The 18,772-nt window shown below is 64.6% G+C and carries 15 protein-coding genes; 7 read left to right on the top strand and 8 right to left on the bottom strand.

Annotated features, from left to right (window positions below):
* Window positions 1-90 precede the first annotated feature (90 nt).
* Window positions 91-6,228: an apolipoprotein A-IV repeat region-like domain-containing protein gene (locus DH08_RS08535; RefSeq protein ID WP_192178895.1), complete on the bottom strand. Its 6,138-nt coding sequence runs from the start codon at window positions 6,226-6,228 to the stop codon at window positions 91-93.
* Window positions 6,229-6,515: 287 nt separating this feature from the next.
* Between DH08_RS08535 and DH08_RS08530 the strand changes: the two genes are divergently transcribed.
* From DH08_RS08530 to DH08_RS08520, 3 genes are all read left to right on the top strand, one after another.
* Complete coding sequence (locus DH08_RS08530) at window positions 6,516-6,884, top strand: Hpt domain-containing protein (RefSeq protein WP_006206095.1); 369 nt, start codon at window positions 6,516-6,518, stop codon at window positions 6,882-6,884.
* A gap of 101 nt (window positions 6,885-6,985) precedes the next feature.
* A complete protein-coding gene (locus tag DH08_RS08525) occupies window positions 6,986-7,306 on the top strand; it encodes a 2Fe-2S iron-sulfur cluster-binding protein (protein WP_006206096.1) in 321 nt (106 codons plus the stop codon).
* 92 nt (window positions 7,307-7,398) lie between these two features.
* On the top strand, window positions 7,399-8,427 hold the full coding sequence (locus DH08_RS08520) for an NAD(P)/FAD-dependent oxidoreductase (protein WP_192178894.1): 1,029 nt from the start codon (window positions 7,399-7,401) through the stop codon (window positions 8,425-8,427).
* 14 nt (window positions 8,428-8,441) lie between these two features.
* On the opposite strand, the gene DH08_RS08515 is transcribed toward DH08_RS08520, so the two are convergent.
* Both DH08_RS08515 and DH08_RS08510 read right to left on the bottom strand, forming a co-directional pair.
* Entirely contained in the window at window positions 8,442-9,935 is a 1,494-nt protein-coding gene (locus DH08_RS08515) for an MDR family MFS transporter (protein ID WP_192178893.1), read from the bottom strand.
* 218 nt (window positions 9,936-10,153) lie between these two features.
* Window positions 10,154-10,771, bottom strand: coding sequence for a DUF922 domain-containing Zn-dependent protease (locus tag DH08_RS08510; protein ID WP_192178892.1), 618 nt, complete (start codon window positions 10,769-10,771; stop codon window positions 10,154-10,156).
* 87 nt (window positions 10,772-10,858) lie between these two features.
* Between DH08_RS08510 and folP the strand changes: the two genes are divergently transcribed.
* From folP to folK, 3 genes are read left to right on the top strand one after another with little or no spacing between them, the layout of a single operon-like run.
* Window positions 10,859-11,704 carry a dihydropteroate synthase gene (gene folP, locus DH08_RS08505; protein ID WP_192178891.1) on the top strand — a complete coding sequence of 282 codons (846 nt, stop codon included), beginning with the start codon at window positions 10,859-10,861 and terminating at the stop codon, window positions 11,702-11,704.
* A gap of 3 nt (window positions 11,705-11,707) precedes the next feature.
* Complete coding sequence (folB, locus tag DH08_RS08500) at window positions 11,708-12,067, top strand: dihydroneopterin aldolase (RefSeq protein WP_006206102.1); 360 nt, start codon at window positions 11,708-11,710, stop codon at window positions 12,065-12,067.
* On the top strand, window positions 12,051-12,563 hold the full coding sequence (gene folK, locus DH08_RS08495) for a 2-amino-4-hydroxy-6-hydroxymethyldihydropteridine diphosphokinase (RefSeq protein WP_192178890.1): 513 nt from the start codon (window positions 12,051-12,053) through the stop codon (window positions 12,561-12,563). Before folB ends, folK begins: the two co-directional genes overlap by 17 nt.
* A gap of 12 nt (window positions 12,564-12,575) precedes the next feature.
* Here the strand turns inward: folK and DH08_RS08490 are convergent, their stop codons facing one another.
* Together DH08_RS08490 and DH08_RS08485 are read right to left on the bottom strand one after the other, a co-directional pair.
* Window positions 12,576-13,124, bottom strand: coding sequence for a DUF924 family protein (locus DH08_RS08490; protein ID WP_192178889.1), 549 nt, complete (start codon window positions 13,122-13,124; stop codon window positions 12,576-12,578).
* Between the two features lie 3 nt (window positions 13,125-13,127).
* Window positions 13,128-14,966 (bottom strand): monovalent cation:proton antiporter-2 (CPA2) family protein, encoded by a 1,839-nt coding sequence (locus DH08_RS08485; RefSeq protein ID WP_192178888.1) that lies wholly within the window; start codon window positions 14,964-14,966, stop codon window positions 13,128-13,130.
* 249 nt (window positions 14,967-15,215) lie between these two features.
* Here DH08_RS08485 and DH08_RS08480 point away from each other — a divergent pair, with 249 nt between their 5' ends.
* Window positions 15,216-15,482: a hypothetical protein gene (locus tag DH08_RS08480; protein WP_006206106.1), complete on the top strand. Its 267-nt coding sequence runs from the start codon at window positions 15,216-15,218 to the stop codon at window positions 15,480-15,482.
* A 72-nt stretch (window positions 15,483-15,554) separates the two neighbouring features.
* Here DH08_RS08480 and DH08_RS08475 read toward each other — a convergent pair whose 3' ends face one another.
* From DH08_RS08475 to DH08_RS08465, 3 genes are all read right to left on the bottom strand, one after another.
* On the bottom strand, window positions 15,555-16,109 hold the full coding sequence (locus DH08_RS08475) for a hypothetical protein (protein ID WP_192178887.1): 555 nt from the start codon (window positions 16,107-16,109) through the stop codon (window positions 15,555-15,557).
* Between the two features lie 90 nt (window positions 16,110-16,199).
* On the bottom strand, window positions 16,200-17,297 hold the full coding sequence (locus DH08_RS08470) for a YcjF family protein (RefSeq protein WP_192178886.1): 1,098 nt from the start codon (window positions 17,295-17,297) through the stop codon (window positions 16,200-16,202).
* Window positions 17,294-18,769 carry a YcjX family GTP-binding protein gene (locus tag DH08_RS08465; protein ID WP_192178885.1) on the bottom strand — a complete coding sequence of 492 codons (1,476 nt, stop codon included), beginning with the start codon at window positions 18,767-18,769 and terminating at the stop codon, window positions 17,294-17,296. Before DH08_RS08465 ends, DH08_RS08470 begins: the two co-directional genes overlap by 4 nt.
* Window positions 18,770-18,772 lie beyond the last annotated feature (3 nt).

Here is an 18,772-nt window from a genome sequence, read left to right as displayed (position 1 = left end):
GCGCGCATGCACTCAATGTTGAAATGGACGTCGGACAACTAAAAAAGGCGGGCTGCGGCCCGCCTTTTTTGTGTTCAGCCTATTGCCCGCTCAGTGCAGGCGGCCGCTGGCGTGCGCCAGCATGGTGTAGACCTTGCCGGTGTCCGACGTCAGATAGGTCTGCGCCATGATGTTGTCGCGGTCGTTGCGCGACACGTCCTTGAGCAGCTTCTCGAAATCGTCGCAGTAGCGGTCGACAGCGGCGCGGAACTCTGCCTCCGTCTGATACTTGCGGCGGATCTCGTCGAAGGTCTGCTGGCCCTTCAGCGTATAGAGGCGCCGCGTGAACACGTCACGCTCGCCACGCCGGTAGCGGTTCCACAGCTCGATCGACGCGTCGTGGTCGATCGCCCGCGCAATGTCGACGGACAGCGAGTTCAGCGACTCCATGACGTGAAGCGGCGAGCGCTGGGCCGGAGCGGAACGTTCCGCGGGCACGGCAGGCCTCGCATCCTCCTCACGCGATGCGCCGGTGAGCAGGTCGCGCACCCAGCCGCCCTGTGGCGTGCGCCCATTGGGGTCGCGGCGCGGAGCCGCCTCGGCGGGGCGCTCGATATCGAGCGTGCCGCGCAGCGTTGCACCGCCCAGCGGCACCTGAGGCGCCGGACGCTCCGGCTGCGGCGCCGCCGGCGGGCGACGCTGTGGCTCAGGCGCACGTGCAGCAGGCGCCTGCGGTGCGGGGCGCAAGTTGCGCTGCTCCGAAGTGTCGCTGCTACCGCGGCCCGATTTCGCAACGATGTCCGACAGTTCCTTGAGCGCGTTGATCTGTTCGGAAACGGCGCGGCGGATTGCCGAGGTCGATTCCTTGGCCTCTTCCGGCATCTCGATGACGCCCTTCTTGAGTTCGGCACGGGTCAGGTCGAGCTCGCTCTTGATCGAGCCGGCCGTGCGCCGCATCTCTTCGGTGGCGTCGGCGAAGCGCTTGGTTGCCGAATCGACGACATCGGCGATGGCGGTGCGGATCTTTTCCGCCGATTCCCTCGTCCGGCCCTCGGCGTTCTGCATCGTCTGCCCGACCAGGTTCTCGAACGAACGCATCACCTTCTCGAGGTCTTCCGACTTCTTGACCAGGCCGACGGCAAGGTCCTCCAGCGAAGACTGCCGTTCCAGCGTGTGCTCCAGGTTGCTCTGGGCCGAGCTCAGCAGATCCGAGGCGGAAGACAGCAACCTGCTGTGCTCGTCGAACTTGGTGGCGATCGAGGCGACCTCGCGCAAGGTGGCGGACGACAGTTCGGTGAGCCGCGTCGTGTTCGAATCGACCAGACGTGCCGAGCTGGCGAAGGTCTGCGCGGCCTTTTCCGTCGTCGCTGCGAAGCTCTGCGTGCTGCCGGTCAGGCGTTCGTCGACCTGGCCGAGATTGAGCGCCGCCTGGTCGATCAGCTGACCGAGCTGCGCGCTGGAGGTGCTCATGCGGCCGATCAGATCGGCGACGCTTTCGGCGAGCGTAGAACGCGCGCCTTCGACCGCCGACAAAGTTTCGGCCGTACGGCTGGCGAGCGCGTTGACGAGGGCCGCGTTTTCGCTGCGCAGCTTCTCGGTCGCCCGCTCGGTGACCTCTTCCATGCTCTTTTGCAGTTCCGAGCCGCCTTGGGCGAAGCGTTCGACCAGCGGCCGCGCCGTCTCGTCGAGGATCCTCGACATTTCTGCCGAGCGTGCCGCGAGCATGGTGTTGAGCTCGCGGGTGTTGGCGCCGATAGTCTTGGCGGCATCGTTGGTGCTCTGGCCGATATGCTGGCCGACCGCGGTAAAGGTTTCGGCAATGACGTTGGCGCGCGAGATGAGCTGCGCCTCGGCACCCGAAATCTGCTCGTTGAGCTTCTGGCCCATCGTTTCCGCCGTGTTGGCGAGGCGGTTCTCGACGCCGGCGACCTGTTCCTCGACGCGGGCGGCTGCCGCCGCCGCGCTCGAAGCCAGACGCTCGTCGGCACCGGCCAGCGCCTGCTCGATCTCGCGGGCATGGACAGCCAGGTCCTGACCGGTCTGGCGTGCACGCTCGGCAACGCGCTGCTCGGTGCTGGCAAAGGCGCCGACAATGGTCTCGGCGTGCCCACCGATCGCGGTGCTGCTGTCGGCGATGCGCGACACCAGGCGCTGGTCCGCATCGTCGAAGATGCGGGCGATCTCGGATGCACGCGACGACAGCGCTTCCGAACCTTCGGCGATGCGCGATAGCAGATGCTGGTCGGCGGCATCGAAGATGCGGCCAAGGTCCGTGGCGCGTGCTGCCAGAGCTTCGGCCGATTCGCCGATGCGCATGCTCAGCCGCTGGTCGGCGCCTTCGAAGTTGCGCAGGATATCACCGGCGCGAGCCGCCAGCGACTGCGCCGTTTCGACAGCGCGGGCAACCAGCTTCTGGTCCGCCGCGTCGAAGGTGCCGGCGATCTCGCTGGCACGAGCGGCCAGCTGTTCGGCCGTCGCCTCGGCGCGAGCCATCAGCGAGTTCGAAGTTTCGTCGTGCCTGGCAAGCAGCGCGCTGGTCGTGTCCTCGGTACGCGCAAGCAGCGCACTGGTGGTATCTTCCGCACGCGCATGCAGGCGGCGATCCGCCTCTTCGAAGGCGTGCGCGATGTCCTCGGCCCTGGCGAGCAGGGCGGCCGAGGTCTGCTCGGCGCGCTCGGCGATCTTGCGGTCGGCGTCGCTGAAGGCGAGGCCGGCCTGCTCGTGCAGGGCGCTGGTGACTTCCATGACCTTCTCGCGCAACTGGCCGGCGACGAAGACGGCGCTCTTTTCCAGCACGCTCCGAACACTGTCCACGCCTGTCGACAGCGCGCGCTCCATGGTTCCGGCACGCTCCTCGATGATGCCGGTCTGACGGCTGAACGCCTGCTCGATCTTTTCGACGTCGGAGGCGATTGCCGCGGAGATGTCCGTGCTTCTGGCGGCGATCTGGTCGATGTGGCCGGACAGGGAGCGGTCGACGTCCTTGCGCGTGTCGGCGAGCTTGGCGAGATCGTCTTCCAGCGCGCGGGCCAGCATGTCGCGGCCTTCGGCCAGCTTGCCGACATGGCCGGCGATGATGTCGTCGACCTCGCCGCGGCTGGTCGCGATCTTCTGCAGGTCCGCCTCGAGCGCCCGCCTCAGGATATCGCGGCCTTCGGCCAGCTTCTCGACCTGGCCGGCGACCAGCCCGTCGATCGAGGAGCGGCTCTCCGCCAGCTTGGCGAGATCGTCCTCCAGGGCCTTGGACAGCTTCGAGCGGTCCTGCACCAGCGTGTCGGAGTGGACTTGCAGGAGGCTGTTGACGTTCTCCAGATCGGCTTCCAGCACCCGTGCGAACTCCGAACGGTTTTCGGTCAGCTTCTGCGACTGGTCGGCAATGGCACTCCTGATCGTGTTGAGATCGGCCTCCAGCGCGCGCTTGAGGATATCGCGGCCTTCGGCCAGCTTCTCGACCTGGCCGGCAACCAGCCCGTCGATCGAGGAGCGGCTTTCCGCCAGCTTGGCGAGATCGTCCTCGAGCGCTTTTGACAGGGTCGAGCGATCCTGGAACAGCCTGTTCGTGTGGTCGTCCATGATGCCGCTCACATTCCGCAGATCGTCCTCGACGGCTTTCGACAGCGTCGAGCGATCCTGGACAAGCCGGTTCGTGTGATCGGCAATCAGGCTGTTCACATTCTGCAGATCGGCTTCCAGGGCCTTCGAAAGCTGGCTGCGCTCTTGCGCCACCTGCTCGGAATGACCCGAGATGGCGCTCTTGATCGTGTTGATATCGGCTTCCAGGGCGCGCTTGAGGATATCGCGGCCTTCGGCCAGCTTCTCGACCTGGCCGGCGACCAGACCGTCGATTGACGAGCGGCCTTCCGCCAGCTTGGCAAGGTCGGCCTCGAGCGTCTGCGACAGCAGGCTGCGGTCGTCGGCGAGCCTGACGGAATGACCCTCGATCAGGTTCCTGATGCCCGACAGATCGCCCTCCAGCGAACGGCTGAGTTCGCTCCTGTCCTCGGCGAGCTTCGCGGAATGGGTCTCGATCAAGCCCTTGATGCCGACAATGTCGGTCTCCAGGGCCTTTGCCAGGACCGAACGGCCCTCGGCAATCTTCTCGACCTGGCCGGCGACCAGACCGTCGATGCTGGCGCGGCTGTCGGCCAGCTTGCCGAGGTCAGCTTCCAGGGCACGCGAAAGAATGCTGCGGCCCTCGGCGAGTTTCCCAACATGTCCGGCAACCATTTCGTCAATGATCGTACGAGCTTGCACAAGTTTGTTGGAGTCATCATTCAAAGCCTGGGTAAGCCGGTTCCGGCCTTCCTCGAGCTGTTCGAGATGGCTGCCCAGCGAGGCGTCGATGGCAGCGCGCGATTCGTTGACCTTACGCAGATCCTCTTCCAGCGCGCGCGAAATGAGACTGCGGCCTTCCGCCAGCTTCTGCACCTGGTTGGTCACGGCGTCGTCGATGCCGGCGCGGTCTTCCGCGAACCTGGCGAGGTCCGCCTGCATGGCCTCGGCCATACGGTCGCGGCTCTCGGCAAGCTTGAGGCTGTGGTTCTCGACGGCTTCCTCGATGCCGGCGCGGGCGTCCGCAAGCCGCTGGATATCGCTGTCGAAGGAGCGCGAAACCACATGGCGGGCCGCTTCCATGCGGCCGGCGAAATCGCTGGCGCGGGCTTCGAGCATCGACGAGGTTGACGAGATGATGTCGGCCATGTCGGCGCCGATCTGGGTCTTGCCCTGATCGATCATTGACGACAGCGCGTCCTTGCTCTCGGCGAAGGTATGGGCGATTTCGCGCGCGCGCTCGACCAGCGTCTCGTTGATCTGGCGGGCGCGGGCCTCGAGCGCGGCATTGAGCTTCTGCGTGCCGGTGTCCAGCGCCTCGGCGCGGGTCTGGAATTCGCTGATCAGCGCCTGGCCGCGTTCGGCAAGGGTGCGTTCGATGCCGTCGAGGCTGGCCTCGAATTCGGAGCTCAGCGTGCGCGCGGCGCCGCCGAGCAGCGACACCATGCCGGTGGTGCGGTCGTCGAGCAGGTCGGTCAGCGAGCGGGTAAGACCGTCGGTCGTGTCCGTCAGCTTGGCAATGCGGGTATCGAGCAGCGAAGCGAAGGCCTCGCCCGAGGTGGACAGCTTGTCGGTGATCGTATCGAGACGGCCTTCGACCGAATCGAAGATCGACATCGAGCTTTCGTTGATCCTGTCGATCAGCGTGTCGCCGGAATTGGTGATCGTCATCGACAGCTTGGTCGAGGCATTGAGGATGCTGTCACGAATGATGTCGCTGGCCGAGCCGATTTCGTCCCGGAGCGTCTCATGCGCGCCGGCAATAGAGGCGCGCACGCGCTCGGCATGGGTAACGACCGCCTCGCGCTCGCTGCCCAGCCCGTCGACCAGCGAGCGGATACGCGCTTCATTCTCGGAATAGGAGCGCTCGATCTGGTTCACTTCGCTGTGGACCAGCGTCTCGAGCTCGACGGCGCGCGCAAGCGTGCGCTCGATGCCTTCGCCCATCGCCGCCACTTCGCGGCGAACAGCCTGGCCGATCATCATGACGCGGTCCTGGGCAAGGTTTTCCGGCTCGGCGAGGCGGAACGCCACTTCCGTCATGGATTGCGCGGCAATGCGCATTTCCTGGGCGCGGCGCACCATGGCCGCGAAGGCCCAGAACAGGATGATCGGAATGATCGCCGCGACCGCCAGGCCGATCAGCTCGGGGCGGGCGAAGAACTGGTCGAAAGTGCGGATCTTCCAGATGCTCGAACCGAACAACAGGTTCGCCAGGCCGCCGGCACCGGCGATCCAGGCCAGCGAAATGAATGCCACCACCCAGTAGATCGTGCTCGATGCCCGCCGGTTGAGGCCGTGCAGGAGCGTCCGGTAGTCTTTCTGGCGGTCGTCATTGGCGGGCGTGAAGCCCGCCGGTTGCGTGCCGTTGCGGTTTTCCACAGGGCGCAGCTCGGCCGGCTTGGTCGTGACCGAAGTCGTTCCGTTTTGAGCCTGATTCCCGTTCTGGCTCAGATTTGCGGTCTGGTTCAGATTGGCGGTCTGGCTTTGATTGACCACCGGCTCGGCTTTCTGGCTGCGCCCTTCGCGCGCCAGCTCGTCCGCCGCCTGCGAAATCTGCGCTTCCAGATCTTCCATCGACGCCGCCATATCGAGGCCGCCGTCGCCATCTCCGCTCAAATCGAGGTCGAGCGCTTTTTCAAGTTCCCTGGCTACGTCGCTGTCGAGATTACGTGTCGTCGTTGGTTTCTTCGCCATGCCTTCGCTACCCTGTACTAGCTGCCGAGGGACTTCTGATTTTGGCCTGATTCTGGCTTCTCTTATCCCGTGCAGGAGGCTGAAAATGGACCCTCGTATCGTAATGACACACACGGGTAAAGAAAACCTGCATTCCTCGCGATACGTAAAACTTTAAATATAGGGTTAACGCAGACGTGATTTCGCCGCCTCCATCGCAACATTTTTCCGGGCCAATCATTAACCCGTTAGCTACGCGAATGGCCTAGATTTCCCGGCCAGTCAAACATCAAGGAGCTGCAATTCTCATGCGCGGCGAAAGCGGCATTGCCTTTTCCATGCCCGGCGGTGATGTGTCGGGAACGGCCCGGTCGCGGCCTGTGGATCTCGCGCATCTCGCGCGCCAGACGATGGGCGATCGCGGTCTCGAACAGGAGGTGCTGGCGCTGTTCGTGCAGCAGGCACTTTCCGTACGCGACAAGATCCTCGAAGCCGACGTCAAGGAAAGGCTGCTTCTGGCGCACGGGCTGAAAGGCTCGGCGCGCGGGGTGGGGGCCTTCGCCATCGCCGATTGCGCCGCAGCCATCGAGGGGCAGCCGGAGGACGTCAAAACCCTCGGGCGGCTTGGCGTGCTGATCGAGGAAGTACGCGATTTCATCGCCGCCATTAGCCGATAAGCGCAGCTCTCCAAAAAAACGTCACGAAGCGGCGCTTTCGCGCCGCAGTTGACTTGTCCGGCCAAGTGATTATCTCGGCTGGAACTCCCTTCAGGTGACAAATGACCAAGCTGACCTTCATTGCCCATGACGGCACACAATTCGACGTGGACGCCGAAAACGGCTCGACCGTCATGGAAAATGCGATCCGCAATGCCGTGCCCGGCATCGAGGCCGAATGCGGCGGCGCCTGTGCCTGCGCGACCTGCCATGTCTATGTCGACGAGGCCTGGACGGCTGAAGTCGGCGAGCCGGAGGCGATGGAAGAGGACATGCTGGACTTCGCCTACGAGGTCCAGCCCAATTCGCGGTTGTCCTGCCAGATCAAGGTGCGCGACGCCCTTGACGGCCTGGTCGTGCGTGTGCCTGCCCGTCAGGGCTGATCTGCCCGCTCCAATCGATTTTTGCCTTGGCCGCTTGGCAGCGGGCCCATGCTCATGCAGTGTCGCGCGGTTTCCGCAACAAGGCACATGGCATGACCGAGACGATCAAGACGGACGTACTCATTGTCGGGGCAGGGCCGGTCGGCCTGTTCGCCGTGTTCGAGCTCGGCCTCTTCGACATGAAGTGCCATCTGATCGACATTCTCGACCGCCCCGGCGGCCAATGCGCCGAGCTCTATCCGGAAAAGCCGATCTACGACATTCCCGGCTGGCCGCTGATCACGGCGCAGGGCCTCGTCGACAAGCTGCTCGAGCAGATCCACCCGTTCAAGCCGGACTTCACCTACAACCGCATGGTCTCCAGCCTCGAAAAGCTCGAGGACGGCAGCTTCCGCGTCACCACCGACGAGAACGAGGTGTTCGAGGCCAAGGTGGTGGTGATCGCCGCCGGCGGCGGCTCGTTCCAACCCAAGCGACCGCCCATTCCGGGCATCGAACCCTATGAGGGCAAAAGCGTCTTCTATTCGGTGCGCCGCATGGAGGATTTCCGCGGCCATGATCTCGTCATCGTCGGCGGCGGCGATTCCGCACTCGACTGGACGCTGAACCTGCAGCCGGTGGCAAAGAGCGTGACGCTTGTCCACCGGCGCCCGGAATTCCGGGCTGCACCGGACAGCGTCAACAAGATGTACGCCATGCAGGAGATGAAGGAACTCGACTTCCAGGTCGGCCAGGTCACCGGCCTGGCCGGCGCCGACGGCCAGCTTTCATCCGCGATCATCAAGGGACCCGACGGTGACGTCGAGGTGCCATGCACGCGCATGCTGCCCTTCTTCGGCCTGACCATGAAGCTCGGACCGATCGCCGAATGGGGGCTCAACCTGCATGAGAACCTGATCCCGGTCGACACCGAAAAATTCCAGACCTCGGTACCCGGCATCTTCGCCATCGGCGACATCAATTGGTACCCCGGCAAGCTGAAGCTGATCCTGTCGGGTTTTCACGAGGTGGCGCTGATGGCGCAGGCGGCCAAGCGCATCGTCAGCCCAGGCGAGCGCATCGTGTTCCAGTACACCACTTCGTCGACCAGCCTGCAGAAGAAGCTCGGCGTTCACGACTGAGGGTTGCTGAGGCCCTATTCCGCCAGCACCGGCGCCGCGGCTTCGTCGCGGCCGCGCAGCGGCTTTTCCGGCATCAGCGCGAGTGTGGCCAACGCCAGCACCAGCGTGAAGGCCGCGACCAGGAAGATCATCACGAACGGCATCACCGAGGTGACCTGGCCAGCCGTCAGCGAGCCTTCCTCGGCAAGCGGCAACCCGTAGCCAAGAGCGACGGCGCCAAGCATGGCGACGCCGAGCGCGCTGCCCAGCGAACGCAGGAAGGTCAGCACGCCGGTGGCAACGCCAAGATGCATGCGGTCGACCGCGTTCTGCACCGAAACGGTGGCGACGGGAAAAGTCGTGCCCGTGCCAAGCCCGATTGCCATCGTCAGCAGCTCGACCACCAGCAGGGACGCATGTCCGGCGACCAGGCTAAGCAATCCCAGACACAGGATGGCGAAGGTCACGCCGACCATGGCGATCCGCTTGTAGTGAACAAAGCGCGGGATCATGCGCCCGCTGAACGTTGCGCCGGCGACGGTGCCGAGCAGCAGCCCGAGCATGGCGGTGCCGGACTGGCTCACCGAGAGGCCGACGATCGATTGCAGGTACACGGGCAGGTAGACGGCCAGGCCGATGTTAGCGGCCTGCAGCAGGAACATGGACAGCGTGCCGGCCCGAACGATCGGATTGGCGAGCACTTCGAGCGAGATCAGCGGTTCGGCCGCCCGCAGCAGGCGCAGCGCGAAAGCGCCCCAGAAAGCCGCCGAGCAAGCGACAAGCCCAAGGATTTCGCGCGATAGCCAAGGGTAGGCGCTGCCGCCCCAGTTCAGCGCCAGCAGCAGCAATGCCGTGGCGACCACAAGCAGCAGCGCGCCGAGCGCATCGATGCGATGGCGCTTGGCGGCAATCGGCAGCTTCTTCAGCGGCCTGTTGATGATCGCCATCGCCAGCAGGCCGAGCGGGATGTTGATCCAGAAGATCAAGGACCAGTGCAGGTGCTCGGCGAAGGTGCCGCCGAGCAGCGGCCCGGCGATGCTGGCGACCGCCCATGTCCCCGATATCCAGGCGGCATAGCGCGCCCGCTCGCGCGGCGGCACGAGGTCGCCGATGACCGTCTGTGTCAGGGCGAACAGGCCGCCGCCGCCGGCGCCCTGGATCGCCCGGCCGACCACCAGCACCAGCATATTCGGGGCCATGGCGCTGACCAGCGATCCGATGAGGAAGATGAGGATCGCGGCATAGATGGTCGGGCGACGCCCGTAGACGTCGGAGATCTTGCCGTAGAGCGGCGCCATGGCGGTCGCGGTCAGGAGGTAGGCCGTGACGATCCATGGCAGATATTCGGCATGGCCGAGCGCGTGCGCAATGGTCGGCAGGGCCGGCGCGACGATGGTCTGGTCAAGAGCCGCCAGCAGCATCGACAGCAGCACGCCGCCGATGATTGCGTTCTTCTCGGTTTCCGTCAGCGGCAATGCCGCTCCCATAGTCAGTCTGTCGACAGCCTGTCCATTGTCCTGGTCTTTCATGGGTGTGCGGCGCGCTGCCGTGGGCGGCCGGCCTGGCCGGTCCGGTGCGTCTGCCGCGTCGATTGGTTGTCTCGTGCTTCGAGGATTCCGCGTTTGCGAACGTGACATATGTCGTTCTGTTTAGGCCGATTTCGACAGGGGCTCGAAAGTTTTTCCGGCCTGGCACTATGCTTCGGCGAAATTGGCTTGCGTCGTTTACGCTCATCACCGGGCGAAAATCAGGCCGGCGGCAACCGGCCTTTCTCGATGCCCTCGATCCGGTAGCGCAAGAGCCGCAGGATGCGGCTTTCGAAATTGACGCTCTCGACGCGATCGAACCGCAGCTGGTCCTGGTCGTGCGCGGCGAGCTGCGCGGCCGTGATCTCGGCTGCCTTCGCCTTTGCCGCCGCGCAGGTCTTTTGCGGATAGCTCGCCTTCAGCGCGTCCTCGAGCTGCTTGCCATGGTTCTTGGCGATCTCGACATGGCGCTCCTCGTGGCGCTTGATGTCGGCGAACAGCGTGTCCCAGAACAGCCGCACGTCTGGGCTTGCCTTGCGCGAACGGCGCCATTCCGGAAGGATCACCTTGACCTTCACGGTCACGATGGCGTCGGCGATGCGGCAGGAGCCCGGCTTTTCCGCGTAGCTGACGCGGGTGTTGAACGACATTTGCGTGGCGCCGGGATGTCTAGACCCGGTGCTCTTCACCTGCGGTCCGTTCTTCGAAAGCTGCTTTTCGATATCGTCGAGCGTGCGACCGCCAATTGCGAAGTAGCTGTAGGTCTTGACCAGATTGGCCGCACCCGCCGGCAGGGCGGTCAAGGCGAGCATCAGGGCGCAGAGCAGGTGTTGTTTCATCAGGTTGCCTCTTTAGCCACCTTGCGTTACGGCCGTGCCCGGCGCAACGGATTTGATTTCCGGCGGATCAAAGATGGTTGATGGGCGATGACGACAAGGCGGTGGCAGCTGGCGCACGGGCGTCATCTCGAGCTTGGCGGCAAGGCCGTGGTCGTCGGCATCCTCAACGTGACACCGGACAGTTTTTCCGATGGCGGCCTGTTCGCCTCCCGCGAGCAGGCAGTGGCTCAGACGCGCCGCATGGTCGAGGAGGGGGCTGAAGTCATCGATGTCGGCGGAGAATCGACGCGGCCCGGCGCCTCTCCCGTGACGATCGAGGAAGAGCAGGCCCGCGTGCTGCCGGTCGTCGAGGCGCTTGCCGGGCTCGGCGAAGCGCTGATTTCGGTCGATACCTATCGCGAGGACACCGCCCGGCTGGCCGTCGCCGCCGGCGCGCACATCGTCAACGATGTCTGGGGCCTGCAGCGCGAGCCGGGCATCGCCCGCGTTGCCGCCGAAACGGGGGCCGGGCTGGTCATCATGCACACCGGGCGCGACAGGCAAAAACTGCCGGACGTGATCGAGGACCAGTTCTTCTTTCTCAGGAAATCGCTGGAGATCGCGCACGCCAGCGGCGTTGCCGACGCCCAGATCGTGCTCGACGCCGGCTTCGGCTTCGCCAAGGAAACGGCGCAGGAAAACCTCGAACTGATGGCGCGGTTTTCCGAGTTGGTCGCGCTGGGCTATCCGCTGATGGCCGGCACCTCGCGAAAGCGTTTCATCGGCAACGTCACCGGTCGCGACGCGATGGACAGGGCTGCGGGCACGGCGGCCACCAGCGTCATTTTGAGGCTCAAAGGCGCGCACCTGTTTCGCGTCCACGATGTCGCAATCAACGTGGACGCTCTGGCTGTCACCGATGCTATGCTGGCGCGCGAAATTCCGGGAAGCTGAGCCATGTACGTCATCCGCATGAAGAACTGCGCCTTCTTTGCCCGCCATGGCGTGCTGGACGAGGAGGAAACGCTCGGCCAGCGCTTTTATGTCGATGCGGCTTTGACCGTTGAGCCCGGCCGCGCGCTGGTCGACGATTCCATCGACGACACCGTCAATTACGGCGTCGCCTTCGCGGTCATCGAAAAGATCATCACCGGGCAGCGGCGCTTCCTGATCGAGGCGCTGGCGCTGGAGGTGGCACGGGCGCTGACGGCGCGGTTTCCGCAGATCAAGAAGGCTGAGATCACCGTGCGCAAGCCGAACGCCCCGGTGCCCGGCGTGCTCGATCATGTCGAGGTGACCGTTGTCTGGCCAGAATAACACCGTCTATCTCAGCCTGGGCGGCAATCTCGGCGATCCGGCGAAGTCGATGGCGGCCGCGCTGCGCATTCTGGACGGTGACGACAAGACACGTGTCGTTGCGGTCTCCTCGCTCTACCGCACGCCACCCTGGGGCAAGCTCGACCAGCCTGATTTTCTCAATGCCGCCGCCGCGATCGCCACGACGCTCGCGCCGCGGGCCTTGCTCGAGCTTTGCCTCGATGCCGAACGCCGGTTGAAACGCGTGCGCGAGGAACGCTGGGGGCCGCGCCTGATCGACATCGACATCCTGGTGTTCGGTGATCGGATCATCCACGAGACCGGCCTGGAAGTGCCGCATCCGCGCATGCTGGAGCGCGCCTTCGTGCTGGCGCCATTGGCCGAGATCGCGCCGGAGCTTGCCGTCGGTGGCAAGAGCGTGACGGAGCGGCTGAGCAGCGTCGATACGGCAGGCATAGAGAAATTGCCGTCCGGCCGGGACTGGTGGCTGGCCTGACGTTGCCCGAGATCAACCGGAAAATCCGCCACCATCGAGGAACGCCAGTTCCTCCGGCGTCGTCTCGCGGCCAAGCATTTTGTTGCGGTGCGGAAAGCGGCCGAAGCGCTGGATGATGTCACGGTGCTCCAGCGCATATTTCAGATAGTCCGGTGCCCTGGTGGTGGTGAGCTCAACCGATTTGTCCTGGTCGGCGGGCAGTTCCGAATGCTCATAGGGCAGATAAAGGAAGACCCGCAGATCCTGCTCGAGCGCCAGATCATGGCCGGCGGCGATGGCCTTGCCGGAAAAATGCCTGGCCAACTCGTCGGTCGCATACATGTGGCCGGTGCCGCGAAAGCAATTGCGCGGAAACTGGTCGAGCAGGATCATCAGTGCCAGCGACCCCTCGGCATGCTCCGACCAGGCATCGCATTCGCGCCGCGCGGCGGCGTAGTGCAGGTCGAGAAACCGGGCACGGAAGTCGGTATCGAAGCCGTCGTTCTTTTCGAACCATGCATCTTCGCCGGCATCGCGCCAGAATTTGGCGACTGAGAGCGCCTGCTTGTCCAGTTCGGTCATTGCTTACTCCTCGGCAGGCTCGGATTTGTGCAGCACGCCGGCGGTCTCCTCGTTGAGTGCCTGGCCGGCACGCCGCGGCGGCGTCAGCGGCGCCGGAATTGGCGTGCCGATATTGCCCTTGAGGAAGCGCGCGCCGGCGCGGACACCTTCGGCCAATTGCGTTTCGAAGCGGGCGGTGTCACGGCGGCGGACATCCTCGATCACCTCGTCGACATCGTCCGGGTCGATACCCAGCGCCTCCAGGGCGGAGCCGCCGAAGACAAGCGCCGATTCGAAGGTTTCGCGCAGCTGGAAGTCGACGCCGGCGCGAATGAGCTGCAAGGCGGTGCCGCGATCGAAGGCGCGCGCCAGCACCGTCAGCAGCGGAAATTCGGCCTTGATCAACTGGGCAATGCGCACGGCAGCCTCGGGCTTGTCGACGCAGATCAGCACCGCGCGTGCCCGGCCGGCGCCCGCCGCATGCAATATGTCCAGCCGCGTGCCGTCGCCATAATAGACCTTGAAGCCGAAATCGGCCGCCGCCTGGATCATCTCGACCTCATTGTCGATGATCGACACGTCGATGCCGCGCAGCAGAAGCGGCTGGCTGGCGATCTGGCCGAAGCGGCCGAAGCCGATGACCAGCACGCTGCCCGAAAGGTCCGCGGCGACGTCGACCCCATCGAGCGACTGCTCGTCGCGCGGCGTGAGATAGCGCAGCGCGATGATGGCTAAAGGCGTCAGCACCATGGAGATGATGACGATCGCGGTCAGCGTCGCATTGGCGCGGCTGTCGATGATGCCGACCGTCGCGGCGGCGGAATAGAGCACGAAGGCGAATTCGCCGCCCTGCGCCATGAACACGGCGCGTTCGAGCGCTTCGCGGTGGCCGCTCTTGAGCATACGGGCGACCAGGTAGATGCCGAGCGCCTTCATCACCATGTAGGCGACGACATAGATGGCGACGATTCGCCAGTTCGCGGCCACGACGTGCAGGTCGAGCGACATGCCGACGGCGAGGAAGAACAGGCCGAGCAGAATGCCGCGGAACGGTTCGATGTCGGCCTCCAGCTGGTGGCGGAAGGTCGATTCGGACAGCAGCACACCGGCCAGGAACGCGCCCATCGCCATCGACAGGCCGGAGAGCTGCATGGCCAGAGCCGACCCCAGCACCACCAGCAGCGCGGCCGCCGTCATCACTTCGCGAGCCCGGGCATCCGCCAGGATGCGGAAGAACGGATTGAGCAGGTAACGACCCGCCACGACCAGCCCGATTATAGCGGCAAGGCCGATGCCCACTTCCGTCAGCCGCTGCGACAGGCTCATATCGGCGCCGCCCGGCGCCAGGAAGGCGATCAGCGCCAGCAGCGGCACGATCGCCAGATCTTCCAGCAGCAGGATGGAAACGATGCGCTGGCCCTTGGGGGTGGCCATTTCGCCGCGCTCTTCCAGCAGTTGCATGACGATCGCCGTCGAGGTCAGCACGAAGCCGGCGCCGGCAACGAAGGATTGCGCGATCGGAAAGCCGCCGGCAAGGCCGACGCTGGTCAGCAACAAGGCGCAGACGCCGACCTGCAGGGCGCCGAGGCCGAAGATCTCACGGCGCAGGCCCCACAACCGTGACGGCTGCATTTCCAGCCCGATGATGAACAGGAACATGACGACGCCGAGTTCGGCGACATGAAGAATCGCTTCCGATTCGGAAAAGATGCGAAGTCCGAACGGCCCGATCACTACGCCGGCGGCGAGATAGCCGAGAATCGAGCCCAGCCCCATGCGTTTGAAGATCGGGACGGCCACCACGCCGGCGGCAAGCAGCGCCACCACCTGAATGAGTTCGCTGCCCGATGCTTCCGCCGCCATGCCTGCTCTTCCGTTTCCTGGAGGTTCCTCGCATATGCTGCGGAATCGAGGCCAAGGATAGGGACTTCGGCCGGGATCGAACAGAGCGAATCGGCGCTGCGGCCTCGGCACTTGTTGCAGCCGCGTTACACAAGTTTACGCGGTACTCGCGTTGCGTGTCGCCACAATCAGCGGCTAAGGGACGCTCGGCTTCGGCCATTGGAGGGGAGCGACGATCAAGTCGCTGCCCTTTTTGAGGAGATGACTGACATGAAGAAGTTTTTGCTCGTTGCCGTGGGTGTTGCGGCGCTTGCCGGTTCGGCCTGCTCGAAGGCACCTGAGTGCACCGCCGAAATGGCGACCAAGAAGGCGCAGGACATGACGACCGCGCTGCAGGAGGCGATCACCAAGGATCCGTCCAAGGCGGCCGATCTGACTGCCAAGGTGCAGGCGGTCACGACCAAGTATCAGGGCGCCACGACGCTGGACGAAGCCTGCAAGGCCTATGACGAGCTGACGGCCACCATCAAGGGCTGATTGATCGTTCGGAAATTGAAGAAGGCGGTGGCCCTGGTGGGCCGCCGCCTTTTTTCTTGGCCGCTACGAATCTCAGTTCGGTGTGATGGAGCCGACTTCGACCGCATCGACCCGCTTCAGGCTCATGCCGATGACCGGCACCAGCTGCTCGTCGACGCGCACCGCGACGGTCACCGTCATCGAGTTGTCGTCGGGAATGCGGGCCTGCATGACACCGCGCAGCTGGTTGCGGTTGATGGTGAAGACGACCTTGTGAGCGTCGACGACATTGCCGCCGATGATGTCGAGGCCTGACCCCGCGGCGCCGCCCATGAAGTTGCCCTTGTAGCCGTCGCGGCCCTTGCGCTCGACTGACGCCGACATTTTCTGGGTGAACATGCCGACCCGGCAGCCGCCGTCGAGCGTCATGCCGGTCTTGCCGTCAGGCGTCGAGCCATTGAAACTGCAGGTGAATTTCGTGCCCTTGTACTTGCCGGCGACGATTTCGCCCGGGCCGACCCACTTGCCTTCCACCGATTGAAAGAATTGCTTGTCGGGTTCCGCGCCAAACGCCTTTTCAACGAGGCCGAAAGGGGCTGCAACCGCGACCGCGACAGGCAGGACGCTGGATAGAATAACGCTTTTCATCGACCACACCCGGCAACAAGGAAGCTGTTCTTGGAACACTTCCGACCATGAACAAGATTGGTTAATGCTTGGTGACTGCGGGGCGTCTCTTCACTTGCCGGAGGTCGATGTTTCACTTTCTTTCTTTGTTGCGAAGGATGTCAGCGCGGACAGGAAATCGCCCAGTCCCGGCCGCTTAGCGGCGATGAAGGGCAGGGGCCGCGCCGTCTCCATTGCTGCGATGCCGATCCGTGCCGTCATCATGCCGTTGACGACACCTTCGCCAAGCTTCGCCGAAACGCGTGCGGCGAGGCCATGGCCGATGATCTGCTGGACAAAACTGTCGCCGACGGCGATCGAACCGGTGACCGCGAGATGGGCAAGAACGCTGCGCGCCAGCCTGAAGAAGCCCAGCGTGCCCGGCCGGCCGCCGTAAAGTTCCGACAGGCGGCGAATGAGCCGCCCAGCCTCGAACACGACATAGGCTACATCGACGACGGCCCGCGGGCTGACCGCCGTCACCAGCGACACCCGCTTGGCCGCTTCGAGGATCATGACCTTGGCGCGCGCATCCAGCGGCCCGAGGATCTCGGTCTCGGCCAGCCGCACCAGATTACCGCCGTCGATGATTTCACCGCGCAGCTCGGCCAGCGAGCGCCTGCCGGCCGCGGTTTCGGGTTTTGCCGCGACAAAGGCCGAAAGCTCGTCGACGACGGCCCTTGCGGCCTTCGGATCGTCGCGCGCCACGGCATCCAGCGACCGCTTCTGCAGTTTTTCGACCTCGGCGAGGCGGGCAATCGCCAGGAATTCGCGCGCGAGGATGACCATCAGCGCCAGCAGAGCGATCGCGGCCATTCCAGCGGCCAGCCAGCCCAGCCATTCGGCGCGCTCGAACAGGTCGCGAATGAGCTGGTCGGTCCACAGGCCGACGGCCAGCGAAACCAGGACACCCAGCGCGCCGAAGAACAGCCTGCCGAGCAGCGAACGCTTGCGCGGCGCGGTGGCAGGCGGCGGTTCGGCGGCGACGATGTCAGGTTCGTCGAAAACATCGATCTCGGCCGGCACGACGACTGCGACGCCAACCCCTGCGGCGCGTGGCTTGCGCGTCTGCGGCGGCTCGGCATGGGCACGGCGCGTTTCCCGCGCCTCCTGCTTTGGTTCGGGCTCAGCCTCGATGCGGAATGCCGCGGGTTTGCGGGGCGCTGTCATGCCAGGTGATCTCCGATCAGGAACTGCAAGGCGCGGTCGAGCCTGATATGCGGCAGCGAGAGCGTAACACCTTCTGCCGTGCGTTCGAGCTTTGGCGGACGAAAGCGCACGAAACGGATCGCCGGCCCGTCAGCATCAGGTTGCAGCGACCCGGAAACATCGAACACCGCATCAGCTTTCTCGGGTAAGTCACCGGGAAATATGGCGGTTTCGGCTTTCCCGTCGAATGTGTCGCCATTGATCCTTTCGCCCTTGAGTGGTGTGCCGATGATGACGGGCAGGGTTTCGCGACCCTGCTTGACCGTGCCTTCGCGGGTCGCGCGCACGGCCGCCATGGCAACCACGTCGACATCGGCGCCGGTGAAATTCGCCCGTGTTACCGCCCGGTCGGCCAGCCGGCGCACGATCGCCTGCAGCCGGTCGTGGCTTTCGTGATGCAGATGGTCCGCCTTGGTCGCGGCAACCAGGATGCGGTCGATGCGCCGCGAGAACAAGTCGGTGAGGAAATTGCCCCTGCCGGGCCTGAAGCAGGAGAGGATCTCGGTGACGGCGCGTTCCAGGTCGGCCATGGCACCGGGGCCGGCATTCAGTGCCTGCATGGCGTCGATCAGGACGATCTGACGGTCGAGGCGCGTGATGTGCTCGCGGAAGAACGGTTTGACGACATGCGTCTTGTAGGCCTCGTAACGCCGCTCCATCATGGCATGCAGTGACCCGGAACGCGGCCGCCGGTCGCCTAGCGCCAGCAAGGGCGAGAAAGTCAGCGCGGGCGAGCCCTCGAGGTCGCCCGGCATCAGGAAGCGGCCCGGCGGCAAGGTCGAAAGCGCCCGTTCGTCGAGTTTGCATGCCTTGAGATAGGCGGCAAAGCTCTCGGCCAGGCGGCGCGCCGTCATTTCATCGGCATCGGCGTTCGGATCGATAGTGGCGGCAAGCGCCCGCCAACCTTCCGAAAGGTCGGCGCGCACCGGCAGCGCCGCCATCTCCATCGCTTCGCGTGAAAAATCGGCGAAGGATTTGCCGAGCAAGGGCAGATCGAGCAGCCACTCCCCGGGGTAGTCGACGATGTCTAGCGACAATTTCCCGGCCGAAAACATGCGGTTCCAACCGGAGGCTGATTCAAATTCGATGGTCAGCCGGAGCTCGGAGATGGCGCGCGTCGATTCGGGCCAGACGCGATCGTTGACCAGCGCCGCTATGTGATCCTCGTACTGGAAGCGGGGAACGGCATCGTCTGGCTGTTCCTCGAGAAAGGCCCGGGCGATGCGCCCCGATTTCTGCGCCTCGAACAGCGGCAGGCGCCCGCCATGGATCAGATTGTGGACAAGGGCGGAGATAAACACCGTCTTGCCAGCGCGTGAAAGGCCGGTCACGCCCAGCCGCAGCGACGGGGAAAAGAGCCCGGCGGCCCGCCCTGAAATTGTATCGAGCGCAATCTTGGCTTCGTCGGAGAATGTGGTCAGCGATGATGCCAAAAT

It is taken from the genome of Mesorhizobium amorphae (genome assembly GCF_014843845.1).
In the GTDB taxonomy this organism is placed as follows: domain Bacteria; phylum Pseudomonadota; class Alphaproteobacteria; order Rhizobiales; family Rhizobiaceae; genus Mesorhizobium; species Mesorhizobium amorphae_A.
This window is presented reverse-complemented; position numbering and strand designations above follow the sequence as displayed.

Excerpts from the sequence above, each read along its gene's own strand:
- DH08_RS08490 (WP_192178889.1), bottom strand. The coding sequence starts at position 13,124 with ATGACCGAACTGGACAAGCAGGCGCTCTCAGTCGCCAAATTCTGGCGC.
- folP (WP_192178891.1), top strand. The coding sequence starts at position 10,859 with ATGACGACAAGGCGGTGGCAGCTGGCGCACGGGCGTCATCTCGAGCTT.
- DH08_RS08530 (WP_006206095.1), top strand. The coding sequence starts at position 6,516 with ATGCGCGGCGAAAGCGGCATTGCCTTTTCCATGCCCGGCGGTGATGTG.
- DH08_RS08475 (WP_192178887.1), bottom strand. The coding sequence starts at position 16,109 with ATGAAAAGCGTTATTCTATCCAGCGTCCTGCCTGTCGCGGTCGCGGTT.
- folB (WP_006206102.1), top strand. The coding sequence starts at position 11,708 with ATGTACGTCATCCGCATGAAGAACTGCGCCTTCTTTGCCCGCCATGGC.
- DH08_RS08515 (WP_192178893.1), bottom strand. The coding sequence starts at position 9,935 with ATGAAAGACCAGGACAATGGACAGGCTGTCGACAGACTGACTATGGGA.
- DH08_RS08520 (WP_192178894.1), top strand. The coding sequence starts at position 7,399 with ATGACCGAGACGATCAAGACGGACGTACTCATTGTCGGGGCAGGGCCG.
- DH08_RS08525 (WP_006206096.1), top strand. The coding sequence starts at position 6,986 with ATGACCAAGCTGACCTTCATTGCCCATGACGGCACACAATTCGACGTG.
- DH08_RS08510 (WP_192178892.1), bottom strand. The coding sequence starts at position 10,771 with ATGAAACAACACCTGCTCTGCGCCCTGATGCTCGCCTTGACCGCCCTG.
- DH08_RS08535 (WP_192178895.1), bottom strand. The coding sequence starts at position 6,228 with ATGGCGAAGAAACCAACGACGACACGTAATCTCGACAGCGACGTAGCC.
- DH08_RS08480 (WP_006206106.1), top strand. The coding sequence starts at position 15,216 with ATGAAGAAGTTTTTGCTCGTTGCCGTGGGTGTTGCGGCGCTTGCCGGT.
- DH08_RS08470 (WP_192178886.1), bottom strand. The coding sequence starts at position 17,297 with ATGACAGCGCCCCGCAAACCCGCGGCATTCCGCATCGAGGCTGAGCCC.
- DH08_RS08485 (WP_192178888.1), bottom strand. The coding sequence starts at position 14,966 with ATGGCGGCGGAAGCATCGGGCAGCGAACTCATTCAGGTGGTGGCGCTG.